Genomic DNA, 22,907 nt, shown 5'->3' on the forward strand with positions numbered 1-22,907 from the left:
TTATGTCGCTTTCTCGGATGCGTGCGGTTCTTCCGCGCGATTTCCGTCATCTTGTACCACATGCAGCAGCGCCGCCCCAAGCTCTTCGGCTGCCAAATTCCGGCATTCGGGAGTGTCTGTGCCGTAATTTCGCCAAATGAAGTAGTCGCTGGTTTGCGGAGAAACGCCCAGCTTATCGAATACGTGAGGTAACGCGGGAACGTGATCGCCGTAAAAGCAAACGACTGTTTCACGATCGCTGGCGCGTAAATGATCGAGCAAGCGCCCGATCATTGCGTCGGCGTTTTCAATGTGCCGCAAGTAGGCTGTCAGGTCGCGCCACGATGGGTCTTCGCCGAGAGTATGCCTTGAACACGATTCTCCCGGTAATACCTGCTCGAGGTGCAGTGGGCCGTGGTTTTCCATCGTCATCGCGAAGATGAAGCGCTGCGCGCTTCCGGGTTCGTCCAATACATCGATGACAGCATCCAGCACGGCCGAATCCGCAATATAGGGGCCGGCTCGGGGCGAATCGGAAAAATATTCGATATCCAGGAATTTGCCGAATCCGAGCAACGGAAAAACCCTGTTTCTTCCGAAGAAGTCTGCATAGTACGGATGAATCGCGACAGTCGTGTAACCACCGCGCTGAAACCAAGCTGCGATCGTTGTGCACGCGCGCCGCACGAAAGCGTAAGGATAGAAGCGGGCGTAGCCGAGACGCGCAGGCGTCAGTCCGCTCAGCATCGCAAACTCTGTACGCATCGTATTCGCGCCCCAGGCCGGCACGAACAGTTCGCCGTGGTAGCAGGATTCCCGACGCGCGATATCCAAATGACGGTAGTTCGCGGGACCGATCTCTGTGCCGAGGCGCCGCGCGTCAAAATACGACTCGCTCTGAATCACGATCACGTCAGGGCCCGCAGTCGGCGCGCCCGATGCGAACGGACCTGTCCGGGCAGCCTGTTCGAATGCGCGCAGCGTCGCGGGACGCAGGCCATTCAGCAGATACGCGACGAATACTGCAAAAAATCCATGCCGCCGCTGGTCTGAGCCGGCATCCAGCGTAAGCGGCAAGCGTGCTGCCAACCAACAGGTCGCGACCGCGGACGCCACGAGGAGCACCATCACCAGCGAGAACGCCCCGTCGGACGGTCGCTCAGCAAAGAAGCCGCTCAGTAGCGCCGTGACGCCAATCACGATTCCGATTACCTTGCCGACGCTCAGAAACGGCAGGTACAACCGGGGATGGGCGAACAACTGACTGAACAGACTCAAATCGGTAAAAACAAACGGCTCGCGCAGCGACTCATATTTTGCATTGCTAACAAGTGCCAGCAGTGCAAGAATTGCAAGTGCAGCACATGCGGAAAGAACTGGCCGCGCGGTAATGAGCAAGACTAGCGCTCCGATGAATGTCAAAGCAGCTAGATGAAGGCCGATCGCTTCGGGCGGGCGGCGCGCCCCTGCACGAGGTAACGCCAATCGCTCGAGCAAAAACGACGCTGTAACCGCGAACGTGGCAATCGCCGCCGGCGACACTGTCAACTAAATCTCCTTGTGAGGCAGATAGGAAAGCCTGTCCAGAATGACATCGGCCACCCGGGCAGGCAATATCGACAACAACCGCATGCCAACGGCGAGCGCCATAGGGAATGCGATCTCCGCCCGACGCTTGTCCACTTTGCCCCGAATATACCGAGCAGCACGTTCTGCGCTCCACATGAACGGTTTGTCGCCTGGAAAAACGTCGCTCATCGCTGTTCGGACGAAACCGGGAAACACAAGAGAAATTGCAATGCCTTCCCGCACAAGCAGCGGTCGCACCGAGTCCGCATAGGCCCGAACCGCTGACTTGCTTGCACAATATGCCGGCGAGACAGCCATTCCGCGGAACGCGGCAAGCGAACTGATCATTGCAATCTGTCCACTTCTTCGCGTGCGCATCCGCTCTATGACAGGGAGTGCACAGTGAACGACGCCGAAAAAGTTGGTATTCACAATCGCCGCTGTGCGCTCCAACCCTTCCCAATCGCGTGCCGAAGCAAGCGTACTTGCCACGCCAGCATTTGAGATCAATAAGTCGATCGGAGCGAAATCGTCAAAAGCGCACAACCAATCGGCCGTGGCAGTTGCATCCCGAACGTCGACGCGACCGATGCGCGTCGAAGCACCACGAGCGTGGCACTCGCGCGCCACGGCCTCTAGTCGCTCGTCATCGCGTCCAATCAGACCCAATACAATGCCCGGCGCTGCATACTCGAGGGCGAGTGCACGCCCTAACCCGTTGCTTGCCCCAGTGATTACAATGTTCTTCGACACCGAGCTACTCATCTCTAAGCCTCAAGCCGTGACACGGCACCGCGAATCGCCCGTTCGATCCCTGTACGGGTATAGAAGTCACCATTAACTTGTGTATGATGAATGACGTAGTCGAGAAATGCTTGGTAAAGCTCACGATCAGGCTCGAGTTCAGCTTGCCAAAAATCATCAAGACTACCTTGCCAGGTCAACCCCGGCATATCGTAGATCGCCTGTCCTAAAGCAATTAGTGGCCGCCGATGATGAAGGGCTGACAAACCAACCGTACTGTTCACGACGATCACGCCGCACGCATACTCGAGCAAAGTCGGCAAGTGCCCCGCGTCGATGAAGGTAACGCGGTCGGTGATCCCCAATTCCTGCGCGAGCAGAAGCGCATGGCGCCGATGATCGATTAGCCCCGTATCTAATGGGTGATTCTTGACCACGAGACGGACATTTGAATCGGCATGAGCAGCGAATGAGCGTAGTACTTGCTCGACCGCCGGCCGGGTTCCGCCAAATGGGGAATGCACAACGAGTTGAGCATCCGAATTGAGTTGCAGCGGGAACAAGAAGTAACCGCCAGTTGCGCGAAGCAGTTGATCCGTTACCCGGCCTGCATCACGCTCAAACCCGCGCTGCGCAAGCGTGCGCCAAGCGAGCCCGGCATACTCTACGAATCCGTTATGCGGCCGATGACTGCGATAGTACGGGAATCGACGTAAAAATAGCGTGTTGGCACCACGATAGGCGATATCGTGAAAAGCGCGCTCACGAAGGTTATAGCCGGTCGGCGCGGCAGGCGGACTCGCTGGCGTCTCCTTGCGTCGGTCACGATACCAGTCTGGATCCCGAGGCAACAGGGAGCGACCATTGACCCCATGGCGCTCCAGCGTCAGCCAGTGCGGCCGCACATAGCCCTCTTCGAAGACATGCACGCGTACGCCCGCCTTCTGCGCCATCGCGTGCGCGGGTACATGAACCTCGCGACAATCGCCGAACATCAGCACATCGGTGAAGCCGCCTCGTCCGATTACGTCCGAATACCATGCCGGCAGTTCGTCAAGGCGCTCCCCATAATTCATCGCATGGCGGGCAGGCCCTCCGTATAGAAGATCCCCTCCACAAAAATTGACCTTCTGTACTGCATGGCCGCGCGCACGCAAAGCCTCGGCCAGCTTGGAAAAAAAAGGGGAGGCCGTACCCTGAAGGGCAAGATATGAGCGACGCATGAAAGAATGTTGCGAGCTGTGTGGACACACAAGAAACCGAGACGCTTTCGCCTCTCACGGCATCCACACTATAGATATGAACCGGACGTGGAAATCACACGAGCGCCACCGCTAGCAATTATCGCATTCGACAGCACCAAAAACATTAGCGCGAACAAAATCGTGAACCGAAGCACAAATGCGGTGACGCACGTCACATGACATCGCTATAATAGCGCCCCGCGCTGCCCTCCCCTCCCCCCCCCGGCCCCCGCCATCAAGCCCGCCCAGATCCAACAACACCGTCGACCGGCGCGCATACGCCTCAGATCCACCCCACTGCAACCACCCGAATCCAGCCCGCTTAATCGCGAAGCCGCTTGCAAGCCTTACCACTCACATTCGAAAAAATTACACAAATGACGCCGTTGAGTCAGGTGCGAAAAACCACACCCCGATGGCGCAAAATTACGGGTCTGGCTATAATCACTCGCCCGAATTTCGGTGTGAACGTCGTCTGCCAGAGGTGCAGCGGCACGAGCGCTGGGTCGCGAAGCAATCCCTGCGCTGGTAGCGCAATACCCTTGACGGTGGACGCGAGCGGCGCCCCCGGCATCCCAAGATCTTTGGCAATTGAGTTTGGACAAGACGTTGAAAACGCTATCGGAAAAGTATTCGGCGTCGCTAGGCGGCAACGATAAAGGTGTAGTGGCGCGGCTCAAACGAATCAACACATTGTTTGCCCTTACCGTTCTGGCCCCGACCATCATCGCCACGGCCTACTACGGTCTCATCGCGTCGGACATCTATGTTTCCGAATCTCGGTTTGTCGTCCGCAGCCCGCAGCGCCAAAGCCAGACAAGCCTTCTCAGTTCTCTGCTGCAAGGTACCGGCGCGGCCCGCGCGCAAGACGACACATACTCGGTAGTCGATTACATTCGGTCCCGCGACGCACTGCGCGAGCTGAATCGGGACAACTATATCCTTGACGCCTACAGCCAGCACGGCGACGTAATCAGCCGCTTTTCACGTTACTTCGACGATAGTTTCGAAGCGCTGTGGCGCTACTACGGCAAACGAGTCGTCTCCGTCGATCTGGATTCGACGTCGGCAATCACAACCCTACAAGTACGCTCGTATACCGCAAGAGATTCGCAGAAGATCAACGAAGACCTGATTGCGATGAGCGAGCGCCTTGTTAATCGCATGAATCAGCGCGCGGCGGCAGATACGGTCAAATTTGCACAGCAGCAAGTAGATTCTGCAACGACAAAAGCGAAAGATGCGGCCGCAACCGTAGCAGCCTATCGCAACTCTTTTTCTGTTTTTGACCCGGAACGCCAGTCCGCTTTGCAGTTGCAGCAAATCACCGGTCTGCAGAATCAGTTGCTCACGGCCCAAAACCAGCTCATCCAGCTTCAGTCAATCGCTCCGCAGAACCCCCAGATTCCTGTGCTGAAGACGAATATTCAGACGCTGGAAAAACAAATCGCGAATACAACCGTCGGCGTCGCCGGAAGCAAAGATTCCCTTTCCGCGAAGGCCGCCAATTACGCACGCCTGCAACTCGATGCTCAATTTGCCGATCGCCAACTGGATGCGGCAATGACCGCTCTTCAAAATGCAAGAGTGGAAGCAAATCGCAAGCAGCTGTATCTTGAACGTCTTGTCGAACCCAACAGGCCTGATGTAGCGATCGAACCCAAACGTATACGCGGCATTGTTACTGTGTTTGTGCTCGGCATTGTAGCTTGGGCATCGCTCAGCCTGCTGATTGCAAGCGTGCGCGAACACCAGCACTGACGTCATGTCGTCTCCTCAGCCATATCCTTCGCTGCTTACCTCGCTCAAAATCCAGATGCGAGTAGTTTTCGCGCTAACCATGCGCGAAATCATTACGCGCTACGGTCGTCACAATATTGGTTTCGCATGGCTGTTTGCAGAACCAATGTTGTTCACGGTCGGTATCGCCGCACTTTGGAACCTACTACACGAGACGGGACAGGGACACGAGATCAACGTGACGGCCTTTGCGGTCACAAGCTATTCCACGGTCTTGGTCTGGCGTAACACAATTGGACGATGCACGTTGGCTGTCGAGCCTAACGCGGCCTTGCTGTTCCATCGCAATGTTCGCGTTATCGACCTGTTTTTCGCGCGCATCGCACTGGAGATTATCGGTACAACGCTATCGATGTTGGTGTTGACCAGCACACTGATCGCGATAGGGATAATCGACCCACCCGCCGATATCCTGAACATGGCAGCTGGCTGGGTGTTGTTATGCTGGTACTCGGCCGCACTTGGCCTGCTGATCGGCGGACTGTGCGAATACAGCGAGCTTGTCGAAAGGCTCTGGCACCCGATTTCCTACTTCCAGCTTCCCGTATCCGGCGCCTTCGTTATGGCGAGTTGGCTTCCTCCAAGTCTGCGTGACATCGCAATGTTGTTTCCCGCGCCGAACTGTGTGGAATTGTTTCGCTATGGTTACTTCGGCTCACAGATTACGCCATACTACGACGTTCCCTATACGATCATGGTCTGCGCTTTCCTCACGTGGATCGGACTTGCGGTTGTGAGAGACGTGTCGACGAGAGTGGAACACTGATGTTAAATCTTCAAGACGTGTCGAAACACTACAGCACACGCAATGGCAAACGGTTAATTCTCGACCATATCAATCTTACAATCGAGCCGTCCGAACGCATCGGCATCCTCGGGCGCAACGGCGCGGGCAAATCGACGCTGATCCGTCTGATCAGCGGCTCCGAATTACCGACTTCAGGTACTATCGAGCGAACAATGAGTGTGTCTTGGCCGCTCGCCTTTTCAGGTGGATTTCAAGGAAGCTTGACAGGTCTCGACAATCTGCGATTCGCCTGCCGAATCTACGGTGCATCTTACGAGAATGCCCTACCTTTCGTGGAAAGCTTCACCGAACTGGGAACGTATCTGCGAGAGCCGGTGAAGAAATATTCGAGCGGCATGCTGGCGCGACTTGCGTTCGCAATGTCGATGGCGATTGAATTCGATTGCTTTTTGATCGATGAGGTTATCGCCGTCGGTGACGCACGTTTTCGCGACAAATGTCATCAGGAACTGTTTGAAAAACGTCGCGATCGCGCGATGATCATGGTGTCACACGATCCCCATACTATCCGCGAACACTGCACGCGCGCCTGTGTACTTGAAAAAGGGGTGCTGCGTGAGTTCCTGGATGTAGATTCGGCGTTTGCTTTCTATCACGAAATCACGGGACAACCGATTCACTCGTAAGTTTGGCCTGCCTTCTTTGGTCGAACATGTGCCGCATCGTCAGATGTACTCGACACGATAACGGGTATGCTGACATTTCATTTGTCGCCGTTGTGCGTTAGACAACGCCCCCGAGCAACACTATCGCAAATCCGATCACGCACGCATTGGAGCTCTACCGTGATTTTCAAGAAGCGCAAAACTGACGCACCCACAGAATCGGATCGGGCGTCGCAAGCCGACAACGTCAACGTAGTGACATATGACGTTACTACTGAAGGGTTTCAATCATCCTCGGCGATAATCCACGAGAATGATCCGGCTGTTGACGAGCTCGTACGTGACCTGATCGAAGATGCGAAGCGTCGCGCACACACGGGCGCCATCAAGGAGCTGTGTCAAGAATATTTGAAGCATGAGAGCTATCGGATTGCACGGCGAATTCTCGACCTCGCGAAAAACGCATTCCCGAATGACGCGAGCGTGCATGAACTTCTGGCACGCGCGTGTCACTTCCTCGGTGATCACCCTGCTGAAGCAGACGCCTGGCATCACGCCGCTGAATTGACGGATCGGGTCGAATTCAAGGTCTGCGAAGCACATGCCCGGATGCGTACCAGCGATTTCACACGAGCCGAGACCATTCTCCAGGCAGTCTCCAGCGATGGCATCGCTCGTTTCGATGTTGCCGCCGGCCTTGCGGAATGCGCGTACCGCCGCCACGATCTGATGCGCGCTTTCGAGTACTGGACGCGTGCGGCGGAACTCGATCCCGAAGATTTGAATGCTTCATTGCAGCGAACCAATGTCCTGATTGAAATGGGAGACTTGCGTACAGCCGAAGCCATTATCGACGACGTGCAGGAAAGGTGGCCGGGCTCGGCGCTCGTTGCGGAAACGAAGGCGCGCGTGCTGAAAAGCCGCGCCGATTATCCCGCGGCGCTCGAGTTCAGCCAGCTCGCCGTCGTTATGGATTCGTCACCCAATCTGTATTTGACCCATGCAAGTGTCTTGTTGGCGCTCGGTCGCGCAGATGACGCATGCCAAACACTACGACAAGCGCTCGCACGGCAGCCTCGAGATACGAGTGTGCTTGCCATGCTCGCTGAATGCGAAGAGGCTGCTGGTCGCCGCTCGATAGCGTTGGCAACCTGGCGCGGCTTGCTGCACTTTCAACCCGACTTTGTTCGAGCACACATTGAGACGGCCAGGTTGGAAAATGTCGGGCGTTCCGCACAGGATTACCGCGACGCATTGCTGAAGATTGCCGGACGCTATCCGCTGGCAGCAGAGCCTCTCGTGGCGGTGGCCGATATTGCACGCGACGCACGTCAACAAACAGAAGTCGCGTCGCTCTGGAACAGAATACTGACGATCTCGCCTGGTCGCAAAGAATTCTGGCTACGGTGTGCAGCGGCCTTGCGCGAGTGCAACAAACTCGACGACGCAGAAACGATGGTGTGGCGCGCACTCGAACGTTTTCCGGAGGATCGCGATCTTCTGGAGGACGCTCTCGACCTGAGTACTGGCCTGGAACATCAGGGCCGGGCGGTCGAAGCCGGTCGGCGCCTGACTGCGTTGCTGCGCCGCACTAGCGGCGACGAGCCGGGATCACCCGATATGGGCAATCCCCTGTTCAACGCATACACTCGCCTGACGTGGCTGCATTTCAACGTAGGCGACTTCAAGAATTCCCGCGCGGTATGCGAAGAAATCGCGGAAATCTGGCCGAATTGCGCGTTCTATCTCGAACTGCGGGCGATGATGTCGATCCGGGAGCGTAACTGGCAGGATGCGCTCGACTCCGCGCGTACCTACAATTACCTGTTCCCACACTACCCGCGTGGCATTGAACTCGAATACGAAGCATTGCTTGGCGCCCGAGAATTCAATGCTGCAGCAGATCTGCTTACTCGCGAAGATCTCGCAATGCGCTTCCCCGAGTGGACTAGCCGATTCGCAGCGTGGCGCGACGCGGTTCGCTCCATTCGCTCTCCTGTACAGCCTGCCGATACCCGTCTCGTGCTGGACGTGACGAGCCTCGCAACCGTTGTTGCCGCATCTGCTGCACCCGGCGGGATTGAGCGCACGATCGTCGAAGTCGTACTGGAATTGTTCGAGAGCTGGAAGGGCAACCTTGTACTCGTGAATTGGAAAACGATCGCCGTCGAAGTCGACCAGACGGATTTCACGTCGGCTATCTTCCCATCGAGCTTCGGCGAAACATCACAGCAAAAAGTCAATCCGTTCGTCCAGCGTACCCTCACGAAGGGAGAGAAAGCGTTCGAATCGAGCCCGCACGATATCGTCGTTATTCTCGGCTCGGCTTGGCACTACGATGCAAATAACGCGATTCTCAACGAATACAAGCGAGCCGGATCGCGTGTCGCAATATACATCCACGATCTGTTGCAGCTGTACTATCCAACGCTCGTCAGCGAAAAATGGGCGGCCATTTTCCGCTACTGGATTGGGCCTGCCCTCGACCAGGCTGATCTGGTGATGGTCAACTCAAACCACTCCGGACGAGAAATTCAGCAGTTCTGCGCCGAAACCGGCCGCCAGCCGATCGAAACCATCAAGGTCGAACTCGGCGACGATTATCGTTGCCTGCCGCGGAAACAACGTGTCGACGAGGCAAAAGTCGCGTCCGTTCTTCGTCTCGCGAAAAGTGCTGGCTACGCCATGTTCGTGTCAGCACTTGGCAAACGCAAGAATCACGGATTCCTCGTCCGCGCGTGGGACAGACTGCGCAAGATGAGCGGTGAGGATTGTCCGACGCTCGTGTTCGTCGGCTCGCCAGGCGATGGTATGACCGCAATCGAGGCAGAACTTCGCGCAACGCAATATGCCGGTGGCAAGGTTGTCCTCTTGCACAATGTCGATGATGCGAGTCTGGACAAGCTCTACGATAATTGCTTATTCACCGTGTTCCCAAGTCTGTGCGAAGGTTGGGGGTTACCTATTGCTGAAGCCTTGTCTCACGGGAAAGTTTGTCTCGCATCGGCGACAACATCAATGCCGGAAGTCGGTGGAGATTGCGCGGACTATTTCTCACCGACCGACGAAGATGCATTCATTGCTCTGGTGACCCAATATGTCTACGATCATTTGAAGCGCACCGAGCGCGAAGCGTATATCCGCGAGCACTACCAACGTCGGAAATGGAGCGCCACGACCGAGCATATCGTCTCGTTAGTCGATGCGCGCCTGCTTGCATCGGGCGGCAAGCCGGTCCTGCCAATTCCGAGAACAACTCAAATTGCAGGCATCATTCAGGTATGCGCGAGCTACGGAAAACAATGCGGTATCGCTAGCTACACATCGCACGTCGCAGCCGCAATGCGGGGACAAGGTAGGGACGCCGTGATCGTACGCGGGGTCGATGAATGTGAGCCGTATCTGGCGACGGGTCGCTACGGCTATGTATTCGTGCAGCATGAATACGGGCTGTATGATTCCTTCAATCCGTCTCTTGCCGGACCAGATACGACTGGAGAATTGATCGAGCGACTCGAAGACTACGCAGAGCGTTACCCGAACGTCAGATCTGCTGTCGTGATGCACACGATTGACATGAATAAGCCCGATCTACGTGAGCGCAGTCAAATGTTGTTTAACTCGACTATTCCTGTCGTTACTCTGAGCAGTGCCGCTGCACGCAATACCCGGGCAATATTCGTTGAGCACGGCATTCATGTGGCGTCACCGATCGTTCCAGTTGAAGCCTCCGCCCGTGCTGAAGCAAATGCTCTAACCGTATCGTCCTTCGGCTTCCTGTCCCCTCATAAACGCATTGATCGGATTCTCCAGGCGTGTGTCGAGTCGAATAGTCGTCTTGTCGCCAACTTCGCATGTGATTCCGCTGAGCGGGCACAGCGAGCTCGAGAATTGGTCGCGAGTATGGGTGTTGCCGGCAAGGTCACTTTTGACTTCCAAACCGACGAGGAAATTCTCGCAACGTTGCGCTCGGGGGATGTCGTGTATTTCCCGCAAGGCCCGATTTCTTATTGGGCAACTACCGGCTCCGCTCGTGTCGCGATGACGGCCGACCGGCCGGTCGTCACCTCCCCGGAAGACCAGTTCGAGGACATGGCCCCAGGCGTCGTTTTTGCGACCGATGCCGATTTGCCGACCGTTCTTCGCAGATTGTCGAATCCAACCTACTATGCGCAAGTTCTTGGCCGGTTAAGGGCGTTTCGTGACGAAAACACGATTGATGCGGTCTATCGCGACGCCTTGGCTGTGTTGAATACTGAAAATCGTGCCGGTCGCATTCCGAGTGCAGGATCTGCAATCAACGTATCAGATCTACTCGCGCTCCCGGTACGCACTGCGGTAAAGGCGCTCTATACGTCTCAGTTCGATCGGCAACCCACGTCGACCGAACTCGAATCGTTCGAAGCTACGGAAGGCGCATCCGACGATATTCGACTAGCGGCGATTTTTGGTGCTGCTTGCAATGCGCTCACGCAGGGACGCTCACTTGATCTCGCAGTTGATCCCACTCATGCAGCTCTGCTCGCGAGCTCCGAACTCTCCGCTATAGACGGCAACCGACTCGTCAGCGCACTTTCGCTACTGTTACTCGACCAAGCTGACTTCATTGATACGGCTATGCTGTCCATCGCCAAGCGTCGTCCGTCCGATTTCGAACGCACGGAGCTGGATGCTATGCCTACCGATGACATCGCGGCACGAATGTCTGTTTTGCGCGCAATCGTACGTATTGCAAATAAGACACGCGCAACCCGCAGTGCAGTCGGCGACTTGCAAGCGCATCTGTATCTCCAGGCGCCGGTTCCCGGTCAAATCCAGCATTCGCGACGCCGTTATCATCTGTCGGAATTGTGTACGTATCCTGCTGTCTATCGTGCGATCGCGGTTTATCGCAAGCTCTTCAAACGCGACCCGTCACTTGAGGAGCATCTTGCGTTGTCGTCGCTCGACTCATATGAAGCTATCGATCGAATCAGTCAGTTGGCGACTACGGCTGATGCAATTCATGTGGTCGATAACATCCCCGATCGCGCTGGCTGGTTGACGACAATGCAGCGTGTACGGTCTATGCTCGAGGAAATTGGCGATACAGAGGCCGACGAAATGACCGGCGAGAACCTCTGCTCGCTCGAGAAGCGACGATTGTCGCGTGCATTCCCGAGCTTTGTACTGCTCACCTGAACCTCCATCGTGCGCGCGAATCCATCGCGCGCACGATGTTGATCATGGGCGATTCAATCCTGGGCACAGAAGATACTCCGTGTCCGAAGACAATATTTCCGCGAACCAGCCACATCGCGCTGCTTTGCTACTACTGGTGCCTCCCGCGAAATATGAATTGCGATCGCACCGCTCCATTTCTATGAAGCTGATTCTCCACATTGGCACAGAGAAGACGGGAAGTTCTTCACTGCAACTCACGCTAGCACACCAACGAGACCGCCTCGCTGCTCAAGGCGTGTGGTACTCGCGAGTGCTAGGCGAATACGCTCATCGCAAGCTGTCGCTCTATGGGAGGGACCCGCTACATGTGATGACGGACGACCGACTTACCGCATTCGGCGTGCAAAATTCGCAACAGTACGCATCGCTTTGCGCGTCAATTGAAAGCGATCTAGAGAGCGACGTCGAAGCAGCCCTCGCCCGTAACTGCCGATACTTTGTCGTCAGTTGCGAATATTTCAGTAGCTTGTATCGCAATACAGATGAAACGACTCGACTTGCCGATATGCTATATCGGCATTTTGACGAAATCGAGATCGTTTGCTTTATTCGACCTCAGCTCGACGTGCTGATTTCCCGAGTATCAACACTCGCCTGCGATGGGATCGAAATCGATGAATCGATGATCCACGATCTCGCCGAAGACGAACAGTATTTCAATTTCGACCTCCTGCTTGATCGATGGGCAAATAGTTTCGGTCGAGAAGCTATTAAACCCGTTCCTTATAAGCGGAATCGCGATACGCTCGCATATCTCGCGGACACGATCGGCATTCAGATTGAATCGATTGGACTCGAACGCATCAACCAGTCTATTGACGTCGAATCGATTGCACTGCTGAACGCGACTCGCCTATCGGGTAGCACGCTCGAATCGGTCGCTACTTATCTCAAGGACTTCGGCGCCACAAACAAGCTCAGTTTGTCGCACTCCGGTCAAGAGAGGCTGCAATTAAAATTCGAAGCGAGCAACTTGGCACTTTGTTCGAAATGGCCGACGATCGCACCGGAGGACCTGCAACCAAACGATGTGGCGAACAATGATGCCGGAAATCTCCATTTACTCACTGCAGCAGATCGATTCGCACCGCAGCTTCGCTACGTGCTCGAACGCTTTCAGACCGAAACGGCTTCACGCACTCGCCGGCATACCTTCGTCCGTGCATACGACCTCACGCTAGCCATTCCGGAAGGGCACTTTGCAGCCCGCTATCTTCAAGACGGGGGACTCTTTCGACCGCGATTTATTCCCGTGTTCGAGCGATTGCTGCAGAACGGTCACGTGGTCATCGACGTTGGCGCCAATATCGGTTTCTTCAGTTTGCTTGCGGCACGACGCGTTGGGCCGACCGGGCGAATCATCGCCTTTGACCCGAGTGCCAAGGCGCTCTCCGCACTGTTACACGCATCCGGTATCAACAATCTGCCCAATATCGAGGTGCACAACGCCGCGTTGTACGAGCGATTCGAGACGTTGGCAATCGTCCACAACCTAGCATCGACCAACTGTGTCGTAAAGCCAGTTCACGCAATACCGAGTCATTCGATTGACTACTCACAACTCGATCTCGTTTCCGCAATGCCGGCCGACGCTGCGCTCTACGATCTCACACGCTGCGATCTCGTGAAAGTCGCAGTAGGTGGCAACGAACTTCCCGTCATGCGCGGTGCGCGAAGATTACTCGATCGATTTAAACCTGTCGTCTTGTCGGAGTATTCCCCTGCTTATCAAGCCGACGTCTCGGACGCTACGCCTGATGCCTACTGGCAAGTTTTCGCCGAACTCGGTTACCGCTGCCATCTAATCGGCGCGGAGGGTCAATATGAAACCATGGCGGATTTATCGCAATTGCTCGAACGTTACGATGCGGAAGAACGAGCGTGTGGAGGCGTGACTCACCTTGAGCTTTGCTTCGACCATCCAGCCTCGTCATTGCGACTCGTCGAATAAACGTCAGTATGCGCATGACGCTTAGAGATCCGCTTCCGTTGTCGTCGCCTCGAGTTCCGAGGCTTCCCGCTGGCGTCCTGCGGCAACGAGTTTCGTACTAAGCTGGGAACCAATTGACTGAATCCAGTTCTTATCGAAACGATGCACATGCGCAAAATGCTGGAACAAACCTATCGTCCACGATCCATGGCGTTCGGCGCTGGCCAAGAGCAGCGACCGAGCGTAATGCTGAGACCCGTTGCGAATATCCGCGCGCAGTTGGCGCACCGAAATCGGCGCACCTTCGATTAGATCGCGAATCAACGTGCTGAGCCGGCGACATTCGAATAGTGCAGTTGCACTGGGATGCCCCGAAAAAGGCAGTGCGATATCGTCGTGATTCGGGAACACAAATTTCAGGCACTCTACATGGCGTCGATCAGACGCCATCCTTGAGTCGTAAATGAAGTACGCGTGCTGCCGGAAAGGTTCACGCCACCTATGCGAATAGCCCATACGATGACGCACGTCGCGCCATCGATCCTCGAATGATGTATCTGCCGGCCTCGGAGAGTATTGCGGACTGATTGCAATAACTTTATCCACACCGAGCGCCTGAGCAAAATACAACGCAGCGTACGCCCCCATACTCGAACCATACGAAATACGTCGACTATACCCTTTGAGCAACGTACGACAGTAATGCTCGACCATACCGGTAGTGATGTCCTGATACCAAATATTGCGCTTCGGTTTAAAGCACAGTACGTCCAACCCTAGGGATGAGAAGTAATCTTCCCCGAATCCCGGTCTCTCGAAGCCAACATAATCAAACGGCTGGAACGTAACAATAATGGTATCTGAACCAACAGACGTTAGTTCGGCAATCGTCTCTTCATTATCAAAAATCACTCGTTTGCGGCGCTGGCTATTAGCTTCCGTAGACACGAGCTTTGTCACGCTAATCCGGTCAATAGCCACCGTCGAGTGTGCGTCAACATGTGTGCGAATTTCGAGATCTTGACAAGGCACGTCGAGAGTGAAAATCAGGTTCCGAACCAACCCTCGACCTGACGTGCTCGCTTCGATTTGGGCCACCACGTGCTTTCCAAGATCGACGGTCACCTCGACAAGACATATGCCACCATCGGCGATCGCCCCCTCACCGTCAATATCGACGCGATATCGCCCCTTTTCCAAGGCTAAATACGGCCCGTAGGTCAACCAACCCGCGGCGCCTGATGAGACGAGCCGACCGCCTTTAAAGGTACCAACGACCGACATGATCTGTTGTTCAGCCGCCGGCAATGAGCAAATCGTCTCGGTAGCCAACACAGGCGTGGTTGTGGTTGCGATCCCATTCGGCTCGCCCGATCGATTACCACCGAACAACTTTGCCGCTCGCCTCAAAAACATCATTGACATCTTGCCTCTATCGAAATATCTCGAAACGACCGCTCGCTCGGGCCGATATGAACATTAAGGCAATATGCGGTTATACATTGCCTGCAGGCGATCGGTATAGGCTGCTGAATCGAACATTTGAGCACGTGCGGCTCCACTTACTGAGAGCTGAACTCGCAACTCAGCGTCCTGTTCAAGCTGACGCAAGCCATGAGCAATCGAGTTCACGTCGTAAGGATCGACAATTACGCTAGCGTCTCCAGCGATTTCCGGCAGCGAACCGCCTGTCGAACATAACGTAGGTGTACCAAGCTGCATGGCTTCGAGGATCGGTAGGCCAAACCCCTCGTATAGCGACGGAAACACCACCGCCTTGGCCGCGCGAATAAGGCTGATCAGGAATGAGCGCGGCGTGTAGTCGAACACATGAATTCGACGCTTCAAATCGGGGCGCTGCTTCAGCATCGCGTTAATGAGCTTCATTTCCTCGTCGGCCTTCCAGGCCAGCGAACCAACAATGACCAGTTGCGTGTTCAATCGCGCAGAGAGAAACGCCTCGACCAGACGCCCAACATTCTTCTTCGGCTCAATTGCACCGAAGAACAAGAAATAACTTCGGGGCTCCAGTCCAAAAATCCCCTCGACCTCAAGTTCAGCGTCGTGCAGACTCTTGTCAGCGGCTACGTCGCTTGTATCAACGGCCTGATAGGTGTTGCTGATGTGTTGCTCTGATGTACCGAACAATTCAATAATATCTGTCTTGGAACGCTCCGATACCGTGCAGATGTGAGCACTCGTTTCGAGACAAGACTTGATCAATCGGTAGTAATAGCGCTTATTGTCGAGAGTGGTATACGGCAACCGCAGCGGTACCAGGTCGTGAATCGTATAGATGTTAGGCACACCTTCTACGCGAATAGGTAGTGGGTATGTCCAATGCATCACGTCCGGTTTTTGTGGAAGACGAATCGTGAGGAACTTCCCATAGCGCCGGAAATGCGCCCTCGCAACAGAGAAGAGATCCGTCACATTCCAGATGTCGGACTCTCTCGGTAACCGCTCCGCAAAGCGGGCAGTCTCTACCTTCCCAGAGACTGATATGGAACTAGCCTCATAGCCGAACGGAGCCGAAAGTGTCGACTTTACGTAAGACACGGCAGTCGAGAGCAGCTTGCGATTCGGCGTTGTTCCGCCAAGATAGTCGAAGAATGAAATCTCGCGCAGCAACGGGAGCAGTTTCGGCGAAATGGGGGCGCCATACAGTGTCTGGGTGCGCCCCCCCATCTGACTCACGTGATTCGCGAGATTGCGCGCATAGGTGGCGACGCCCGTTCCGCGTTGAAGCGCAAGATTGTGTCCGTCGATAGCAACAACTTTATTCATTGAAACGGGTCACAATGTAGATATCTTGATCAGATGGCCAGCGCATGGGCCGCTCGACCGTACATAGCGACGGCCGACATCCGGCGCGATGGGCGTACACCACTATTTGAAATTTTGGACGCCGGTGACGACCGGATAGGCGACCGAAAACACAAGATTCAGCACCTTTTGAATTTCGGTAACTGGTGCATTCGAGACGTAGAGCAGATCCTTGTTATCCACCATGAAACTCTGTGCGACGAAGAAGGCATTCGGATCGCGCAAGTTCACTCGATAAATAACTGGGACCTTGCCGTTGGCCGTAGTTCGGACAGGTGAATTGGGCCATGTAATCGCATTCTGGTCTTCCAGTCGAAAAATAAACACGCCCTGTGCATCCGAACGCGAATCCTCCAATCCTCCAGCCCTCGCCAACGCTTGCGCCAGTGTGATTCCCTGCGCCTCGAAGTTAATTTCTTGATTCTTGCCGGTAGCCCCAAGCGCCGTAAAGCTATAGGGCTGATATAGCGCTGTCACGACATCGCCGGCTCGCAACACGACGTTTTGGCGAGGATCTCGGATGATCGCTTCCAGCGGCTGCGAAACGACGGTGGTACCCCGCGTAACCTGTATCGTCACTTTATTGATCGACTCGCGCACCCCCCCTGCGGTCGCCAACGCGTCAAGTAGGCGCTCACCGCGCGCCGTCAGCTGCATCCTGTTGCTGGCAGCGACATCGCCGACGATGGTCACATACGACGTCACATTCTTGGCCAGTTTGACAAGAACTTGCGGGTCGTGAGCCATGCCGCGTAGCCTTGTAGCGATACGCTCCTGCAATTGTGAGGGCGTACTGCCGGCCGCCTTGACCGCGCCGACAAAAGGCACATTTATATTGCCATCAGCGTCGATCATCTGATCCGGCAGGACCGTAACCCGCGTGCCATTCACGCCACTAGCCGACTCAACCTGCTGGCCCGCACCGAACAAAGCCGCGGGCGGCGCCTCCCAAATCGACACAGAGACGGTATCGCCAGTCCCGAGTTGCTGCTGGAATTCTGTCCCTCCACCAAGTGTCGAAAAAAAGTCAGCTTGCTTGCGATCTGCATACAGCTGGCGTGCAACTTCATCCGTTACATCGACGATCTGAATGCCGGAAGCGTTATTCCGGGCCTGCCCGGCACTATCGATCTGAGCTCTACTTGGCCCCGACGTCGGAATTGCAGAACAGCCGGCAAGCCACACGGCGCCGCAGCAGAGCAATCGCCCACCGATACCTCGAAACAAATGCAGCATTTTTGACACACGAGATTGAGTTCGGCGCAAATTGTCTCACGTAGTCCATTAGAATGAAGCGCAGAAGCAAAAAAACCACGCTCGAAGCGCGGACGCGTCTCGATCGACTAGCACACAAATGTAACAGCAGTGTTGAATATCTTCCTCGACGTCTCCCGCCTCATGACGCGCTTGTACGACGGACTGCGCCCCACCGGGGTCGATCGCGTCGGGTTAGCTTACATCCAGCGCTACGGAGCAAACGCGCGTGCCGTGCTGAGTGAGCGGGGCTTCTGTTCCATTTTGTCCGCCGCGGATACGCGTGAGACGTTCGACCTACTACTTTCTCCATCGAAAATCGACCGCTGGGCAATACGCAAAATTGTAGCGCGTGCATGCGTGCAGAGCGTCTCGAGACGGCCAACGAACGGCGGCATATTGCTTCATACCAGTCACAACGGCATGGAATATGGACGTTACTATGACGCTCTGGCGCGTCGAAATATTCGTCCCGTCTTCTTGATTCACGATTTGATTCCCGTAACTCACGCGGAATTTTGTCGCCCTGGAGTCGACGCTCTGCATCGCCATAGGATCGATACTGCGCTGCGACGTGCCGCTGGACTAATCGCGAACTCCAATGCCACCTTTGAGAGCCTTTTAACGGAGGCAGCAAGAGCGGGGATAACAACACCTCCACCCACTGTAGTCGCGCGCCTTGCGCCGGGCCCCGTAGAGCGCTTGTCATCGCCGCCCCCCATCGATGAGCCGTATTTCGTGATGCTCGGCACGATCGAGCCTCGCAAGAACCACTGGTTCATTCTTCATGTCTGGCGGCGCCTTGCTGAACAGATGGGTGACAACGCGCCCAAACTTGTCATTATCGGTCGACGCGGCTGGGAATGCGAAAACGTTATAGATATGCTTGAACGCTGTGAGCCGTTGCGCCGAGTAGTCATCGAAGAGTCGGATTGCAGCGATATGCAACTCAACGCGTGGCTGCAGCACGCGCGCGCGTTGTTGTTTCCTTCTTTCGTCGAAGGTTACGGTATGCCGCTTGTGGAAGCTTTGGGCCTTGGTGTACCGGTAATCGCAAGTGACTTGCCTGTATTTCACGAAATTGCATCTGATTTCCCCACTTATCTCGATCCGCTCGATGGACCGGCTTGGTATGCAAATATCCGCGCCTATATGGAATATGGCAGCCCCGAGCGTCACCGTCAGATTCAAAGAATTGCTAGCTTCCGCACGCCGACATGGAACGAACATTTCGAGCAAGTTGATGACTTTCTCGATGCGTTACATTAAATGACGCCTCCATCACACTCCTATCCCACGCCGACGACCGCTCGCGAATTCGATGTGCGTTCGATAGCTCGTGGCAGACGACTGATCGGATGGATGACCGGTAAGTCGCCGCTGATCTGGGTAGACACGTTGGTGGGTCGCATTGTGGCTCGCTTGGCACTCGTCGTCGGAGCCGCCATGCAGCCGACATATCCCGGACCGATACTTGGGCACCGCAAGCAACATGCACCGCCGCTTTCCTGGTTTGCGTGCTCTGGCGACTACATCTCTCGCGGCGGACTCGTTGCTGCGCTAGAGTCGCGATTTATGCGCTCGTCCGATACCACGTCAAACGAGCACATAGACGATGCGATTGCACGCGTTCTCTCTACAGATGCTCTACATATCCGTGATCGCATCGCCGCACTGCCGCAGCAATGGCACGCCTTACGTGCCACCCCACGAGTCGTTTTACTGGACGAGCGTGCGACGACTCACACTGACTACTGTACGTCGCATGTCACCCGAAGTGCAGCATTCACGGAGATGGTGGCCACCGCAAGTTGCTCCCATCCCGGCGCTCAATTCTGGCTATTGAGATCGGCAGACTCCGGCTACGGCACCTGGCTGTCAACCCAAACGACACTGCCTCCGAATACGACCTTGCTCGAAGTCGACCACTCACTATACGAAATGCTCGACCGAATAGATGCGCTATATGTCGTCGGTGCCTCGGAAGGTATGGCCGCTCTATTGGCAGGCATTTCAACTCACGTATTTGGAACTCCTTATTATGCGGGCTGGGGCCTCACTCGCGACTATGCGAGGATGCCGGAACGTACAGCGCGACCCACGCGCAACACGTTCTTCCACGTAGTGTTTCAACAGCTTGCCGGTTATCTCGATTCGAGCACCGGTCAGCCTGGTTCGCTGGACACGGCGCTGGATAGTGTCGCCCTGCAGCACTCAGTCGCTACCCGCTTCGCCGACTTGACGGCGGTCGCCGCAATACGCTTTCAGTGGTGGAAGCGCCCATATGCCGCTCCTTACCTGCGTGCCGGCGGCTGCAACTTACGGTGGGTTGGAAAAACCGGTGACGTCGGCTCCGACGAGACCGCTGCCGTTTGGGGCGGCCGCGCAGCAGACGGTTTGCCCGCCGGCACTCGCGTGGTTCGTATAGAGGACGGCTTTCTGCACTCGGCGGGCTTAGGCTCAGACATGTCTGCGCCGTATAGTCAGGTGCTCGATTTTCAGGGAATCTACTTCGACGCCACCCGGCCGAGCGATTTGACCACGATACTCAATACGGCGAAATTCGACGAACAGGAACTCGAACGCGCAGCAGCGCTGCGTCACGCTATCGTGCGATCCGGGCTGACCAAATACAATCTTGGCCGGCGCGCTCCCACCTGGCGAGCCCCTTTCGGACGACGTATTGCATTGGTTGCCGGCCAGGTTGCAGACGACGCTTCAATCCGATTGGGAACCGGAAGTATCGCAACAACCGAGGCTTTGCTTAAGGAGGTGCGCTCGCGCTATCCCGACGCGTTCATCGTATATAAGCCGCACCCTGACGTGATGTCCGGAAACAGGCACGGTGTCATCGATGGCGCGAGACTCGCTGACATCGTCGACGACCAAGCTGACCTCGTATCGCTCGTCAACGCAGTTGACGAAGTCCATACGCTATCTTCATTGACCGGCTTCGAAGCATTGTTACATGGTAGAGAAGTTCACACCTATGGCCTGCCGTTCTATGCAGGCTGGGGATTAACCCACGACGCGCTTCGTCAGCCCTGGAGAGCCCGCACGCTGACGCTCGACATGCTGACAGCTGGCGTATTGCTCCGGTATCCAATTTATTGGGACTGGGACCTTGCATTATTCACCAGCCCCGAGGCGGTCGTTCTCCGGTTATCGCAGATGGCCAATCGCCCTCTTGGTGAAATTCGCAAGAACCGCAAACGCCCGTTCGTCAAAGCAGCACGCTGGACCCGCAATGTGCTTTGGCATGCGCTGTGGCACTGCCAGCGCCAACCTAACAGCAATTCCCGACCGAGGTAGCGCAGGCAGGCATCAAAGGCTTCCGACGACGCATTTCACCCTTTCCTCTATGTCAGTCGAAAACTGATGTCAGAGGTATTTCAACTAGAGGCATCCTATGATTTATCCGGTCATCCTATGCGGTGGTAGCGGCACTCGGCTCTGGCCGATGTCACGCGGTGGCTATCCCAAACAGTACCTGAAGCTCACGGGGAACGATACGCTCGTGCAGCAGACTGCGCTGCGCCTGTGCGGCATACCGGACGCGATTGCCCCAATCGTTGTCACGAACAACGAGCAACGCTTCTTGGTTGCGGAACAACTTCGACAGATCGGCGTCGTGCCGTCTTCGATCGTGCTGGAGCCGGTCGCTCGCAATACGGCACCGGCGATAGCGATCGCCGCGCTGCTGGCCCAGCAGAGCAACCCTGATGCACTGTTGCTAGTACTGCCGTCCGACCATGTCATTCAGAACGAAGCGGCCTTTGTAGCGACAACCGCAGAAGCGGCAACGATTGCCAAGCAGGGGCACCTCGTCACCTTCGGCATCAAACCAGCCGAGCCGCACACAGGTTATGGCTATATCCGTCGCGGCCTGCCCGTCGCCGACGGTATTTCGGCGTTTCAAGTCGACACGTTCGTCGAAAAACCCGACGCCCCGACGGCCGAGCGCTTCCTCAGCGACGGCAATTACTACTGGAACAGCGGCATGTTCATGCTGAAGGCGTCCACGTACATGGAGGAATTGCATCGCCATGCACCGGAGATCGCCCGCCACGCAGAACTTGCGTTCGAATCCGCCAAGCGGGACAACGACTTCCTCCGTCTCGACGCCGAAGCATTCGCAGCCTGTCCCAACGTCTCGATCGACTATGCGGTGATGGAAAAGACCGAACGTGCGGCTGTTGTTGAAGCCGCCGACCTCGGCTGGAACGACATCGGGTCGTGGAGCGCACTCGCGGACATTGCGGACGCCGACGATCAAGGCAACGCGCTGATCGGCGACATCTTCACCGACTCGGTGAAGAACTCATATATCCGCGCCGAACACCGCATGGTTGCCGCCCTCGGCCTCGACAACATCGTGATCGTGGAAACGGCCGACGCCGTGCTCGTCGCGCATCGCGACAAGGCCCAGGACGTCAAGAAAATCGTCGAATGGCTGAACGCCTCCGGCCGCCACGAATCGGTCACGCACCGCCGTGTCGTGCGCCCGTGGGGCTCGTACGAAGGCATCGACCAGGGCGACCGCTTCCAGGTCAAGCGCATCATCGTGAATCCCGGCGCGCAGCTGAGCCTGCAGATGCACCATCACCGCGCCGAACACTGGATCGTCGTGAAGGGCACGGCGATGGTCACGAACGGCGACAAGGAAATCATGCTGACCGAGAACCAGTCGACCTACATCCCGCTCGGCGCAACCCACCGACTGACGAACCCCGGCAAGATTCCGCTCGAACTGATCGAGGTCCAGTCGGGCGCGTATCTCGGCGAGGACGACATCGTCCGCTTCGAAGACACCTACGGACGCGCAGCGAAGTAAGCGACTCGACACCCGGCGCGCGCCACGACAGGCCGCGCCCCAAACGGGCAGCACGCACCCACGTCCTGCCCGTTTTTCATTACGTCAACCA

Annotated in this window: 14 protein-coding genes; 8 read left to right on the plus strand and 6 right to left on the minus strand. The window is 56.0% G+C overall.

The features are described from left to right. The 3 genes from HWX03_RS12880 to HWX03_RS12890 are packed head-to-tail and all read right to left on the minus strand — an operon-like array spanning window position 1 to window position 3,515. Window positions 1-1,527 carry an LTA synthase family protein gene (locus HWX03_RS12880; RefSeq protein ID WP_175871481.1) on the minus strand — a complete coding sequence of 509 codons (1,527 nt, stop codon included), beginning with the start codon at window positions 1,525-1,527 and terminating at the stop codon, window positions 1-3. Beyond that, on the minus strand, window positions 1,528-2,313 hold the full coding sequence (locus HWX03_RS12885; protein WP_175871482.1) for an SDR family NAD(P)-dependent oxidoreductase: 786 nt from the start codon (window positions 2,311-2,313) through the stop codon (window positions 1,528-1,530). A 2-nt stretch (window positions 2,314-2,315) separates the two neighbouring features. Continuing rightward, window positions 2,316-3,515 carry a capsular biosynthesis protein gene (locus HWX03_RS12890; RefSeq protein WP_175871483.1) on the minus strand — a complete coding sequence of 400 codons (1,200 nt, stop codon included), beginning with the start codon at window positions 3,513-3,515 and terminating at the stop codon, window positions 2,316-2,318. Between the two features lie 630 nt (window positions 3,516-4,145). Here HWX03_RS12890 and HWX03_RS12895 point away from each other — a divergent pair. The 5 genes from HWX03_RS12895 (at window position 4,146) to HWX03_RS12915 (ending at window position 13,923) form a co-directional block, all read left to right on the plus strand. After that, entirely contained in the window at window positions 4,146-5,297 is a 1,152-nt protein-coding gene (locus HWX03_RS12895; RefSeq protein ID WP_175871484.1) for a hypothetical protein, read from the plus strand. A 4-nt stretch (window positions 5,298-5,301) separates the two neighbouring features. Beyond that, a complete protein-coding gene (locus HWX03_RS12900) occupies window positions 5,302-6,102 on the plus strand; it encodes an ABC transporter permease (protein ID WP_175871485.1) in 801 nt (266 codons plus the stop codon). Beyond that, window positions 6,102-6,770, plus strand: a complete 669-nt coding sequence (locus HWX03_RS12905) for an ABC transporter ATP-binding protein (RefSeq protein ID WP_175871486.1) — start codon at window positions 6,102-6,104, stop codon at window positions 6,768-6,770. The genes HWX03_RS12900 and HWX03_RS12905 overlap by 1 nt, the downstream gene beginning before the upstream one ends. Before the next feature lie 159 nt (window positions 6,771-6,929). After that, window positions 6,930-11,930, plus strand: a complete 5,001-nt coding sequence (locus tag HWX03_RS12910) for a glycosyltransferase (RefSeq protein WP_175871487.1) — start codon at window positions 6,930-6,932, stop codon at window positions 11,928-11,930. Window positions 11,931-12,009: 79 nt separating this feature from the next. Beyond that, the gene (locus HWX03_RS12915; protein WP_244132634.1) at window positions 12,010-13,923 is read left to right on the plus strand and encodes an FkbM family methyltransferase; all 1,914 of its coding nucleotides are present in this window, start codon (window positions 12,010-12,012) and stop codon (window positions 13,921-13,923) included. 21 nt (window positions 13,924-13,944) lie between these two features. Here HWX03_RS12915 and HWX03_RS12920 read toward each other — a convergent pair whose 3' ends face one another. From HWX03_RS12920 to HWX03_RS12930, 3 genes are all read right to left on the minus strand, one after another. Beyond that, complete coding sequence (locus HWX03_RS12920) at window positions 13,945-15,327, minus strand: hypothetical protein (protein WP_175871488.1); 1,383 nt, start codon at window positions 15,325-15,327, stop codon at window positions 13,945-13,947. Window positions 15,328-15,381: 54 nt separating this feature from the next. Beyond that, a complete protein-coding gene (locus HWX03_RS12925) occupies window positions 15,382-16,689 on the minus strand; it encodes a glycosyltransferase family 1 protein (protein ID WP_175871489.1) in 1,308 nt (435 codons plus the stop codon). Between the two features lie 102 nt (window positions 16,690-16,791). After that, window positions 16,792-17,964, minus strand: coding sequence for a polysaccharide biosynthesis/export family protein (locus tag HWX03_RS12930; protein WP_175871490.1), 1,173 nt, complete (start codon window positions 17,962-17,964; stop codon window positions 16,792-16,794). A 129-nt stretch (window positions 17,965-18,093) separates the two neighbouring features. On the opposite strand from HWX03_RS12930, the gene HWX03_RS12935 reads away from it, so the two are divergent. The 3 genes from HWX03_RS12935 (at window position 18,094) to HWX03_RS12945 (ending at window position 22,816) form a co-directional block, all read left to right on the plus strand. Next, on the plus strand, window positions 18,094-19,251 hold the full coding sequence (locus HWX03_RS12935; RefSeq protein ID WP_175871491.1) for a glycosyltransferase family 1 protein: 1,158 nt from the start codon (window positions 18,094-18,096) through the stop codon (window positions 19,249-19,251). Window positions 19,252-19,893: 642 nt separating this feature from the next. Continuing rightward, window positions 19,894-21,294 (plus strand): capsular biosynthesis protein, encoded by a 1,401-nt coding sequence (locus tag HWX03_RS12940; protein ID WP_347879528.1) that lies wholly within the window; start codon window positions 19,894-19,896, stop codon window positions 21,292-21,294. A gap of 97 nt (window positions 21,295-21,391) precedes the next feature. Beyond that, complete coding sequence (locus HWX03_RS12945; protein WP_175871493.1) at window positions 21,392-22,816, plus strand: mannose-1-phosphate guanylyltransferase/mannose-6-phosphate isomerase; 1,425 nt, start codon at window positions 21,392-21,394, stop codon at window positions 22,814-22,816. Window positions 22,817-22,907 lie beyond the last annotated feature (91 nt).

Origin of the sequence: Burkholderia sp. BCC0397 (genome assembly GCF_902832865.1) — a bacterium.
Classification (GTDB): domain Bacteria; phylum Pseudomonadota; class Gammaproteobacteria; order Burkholderiales; family Burkholderiaceae; genus Burkholderia.

Excerpts from the sequence above, each read along its gene's own strand:
- HWX03_RS12945 (WP_175871493.1), top strand. The coding sequence starts at position 21,392 with ATGATTTATCCGGTCATCCTATGCGGTGGTAGCGGCACTCGGCTCTGG.
- HWX03_RS12920 (WP_175871488.1), bottom strand. The coding sequence starts at position 15,327 with ATGTCAATGATGTTTTTGAGGCGAGCGGCAAAGTTGTTCGGTGGTAAT.
- HWX03_RS12890 (WP_175871483.1), bottom strand. The coding sequence starts at position 3,515 with ATGCGTCGCTCATATCTTGCCCTTCAGGGTACGGCCTCCCCTTTTTTT.
- HWX03_RS12885 (WP_175871482.1), bottom strand. The coding sequence starts at position 2,313 with ATGAGTAGCTCGGTGTCGAAGAACATTGTAATCACTGGGGCAAGCAAC.
- HWX03_RS12925 (WP_175871489.1), bottom strand. The coding sequence starts at position 16,689 with ATGAATAAAGTTGTTGCTATCGACGGACACAATCTTGCGCTTCAACGC.
- HWX03_RS12905 (WP_175871486.1), top strand. The coding sequence starts at position 6,102 with ATGTTAAATCTTCAAGACGTGTCGAAACACTACAGCACACGCAATGGC.
- HWX03_RS12930 (WP_175871490.1), bottom strand. The coding sequence starts at position 17,964 with ATGCTGCATTTGTTTCGAGGTATCGGTGGGCGATTGCTCTGCTGCGGC.
- HWX03_RS12900 (WP_175871485.1), top strand. The coding sequence starts at position 5,302 with ATGTCGTCTCCTCAGCCATATCCTTCGCTGCTTACCTCGCTCAAAATC.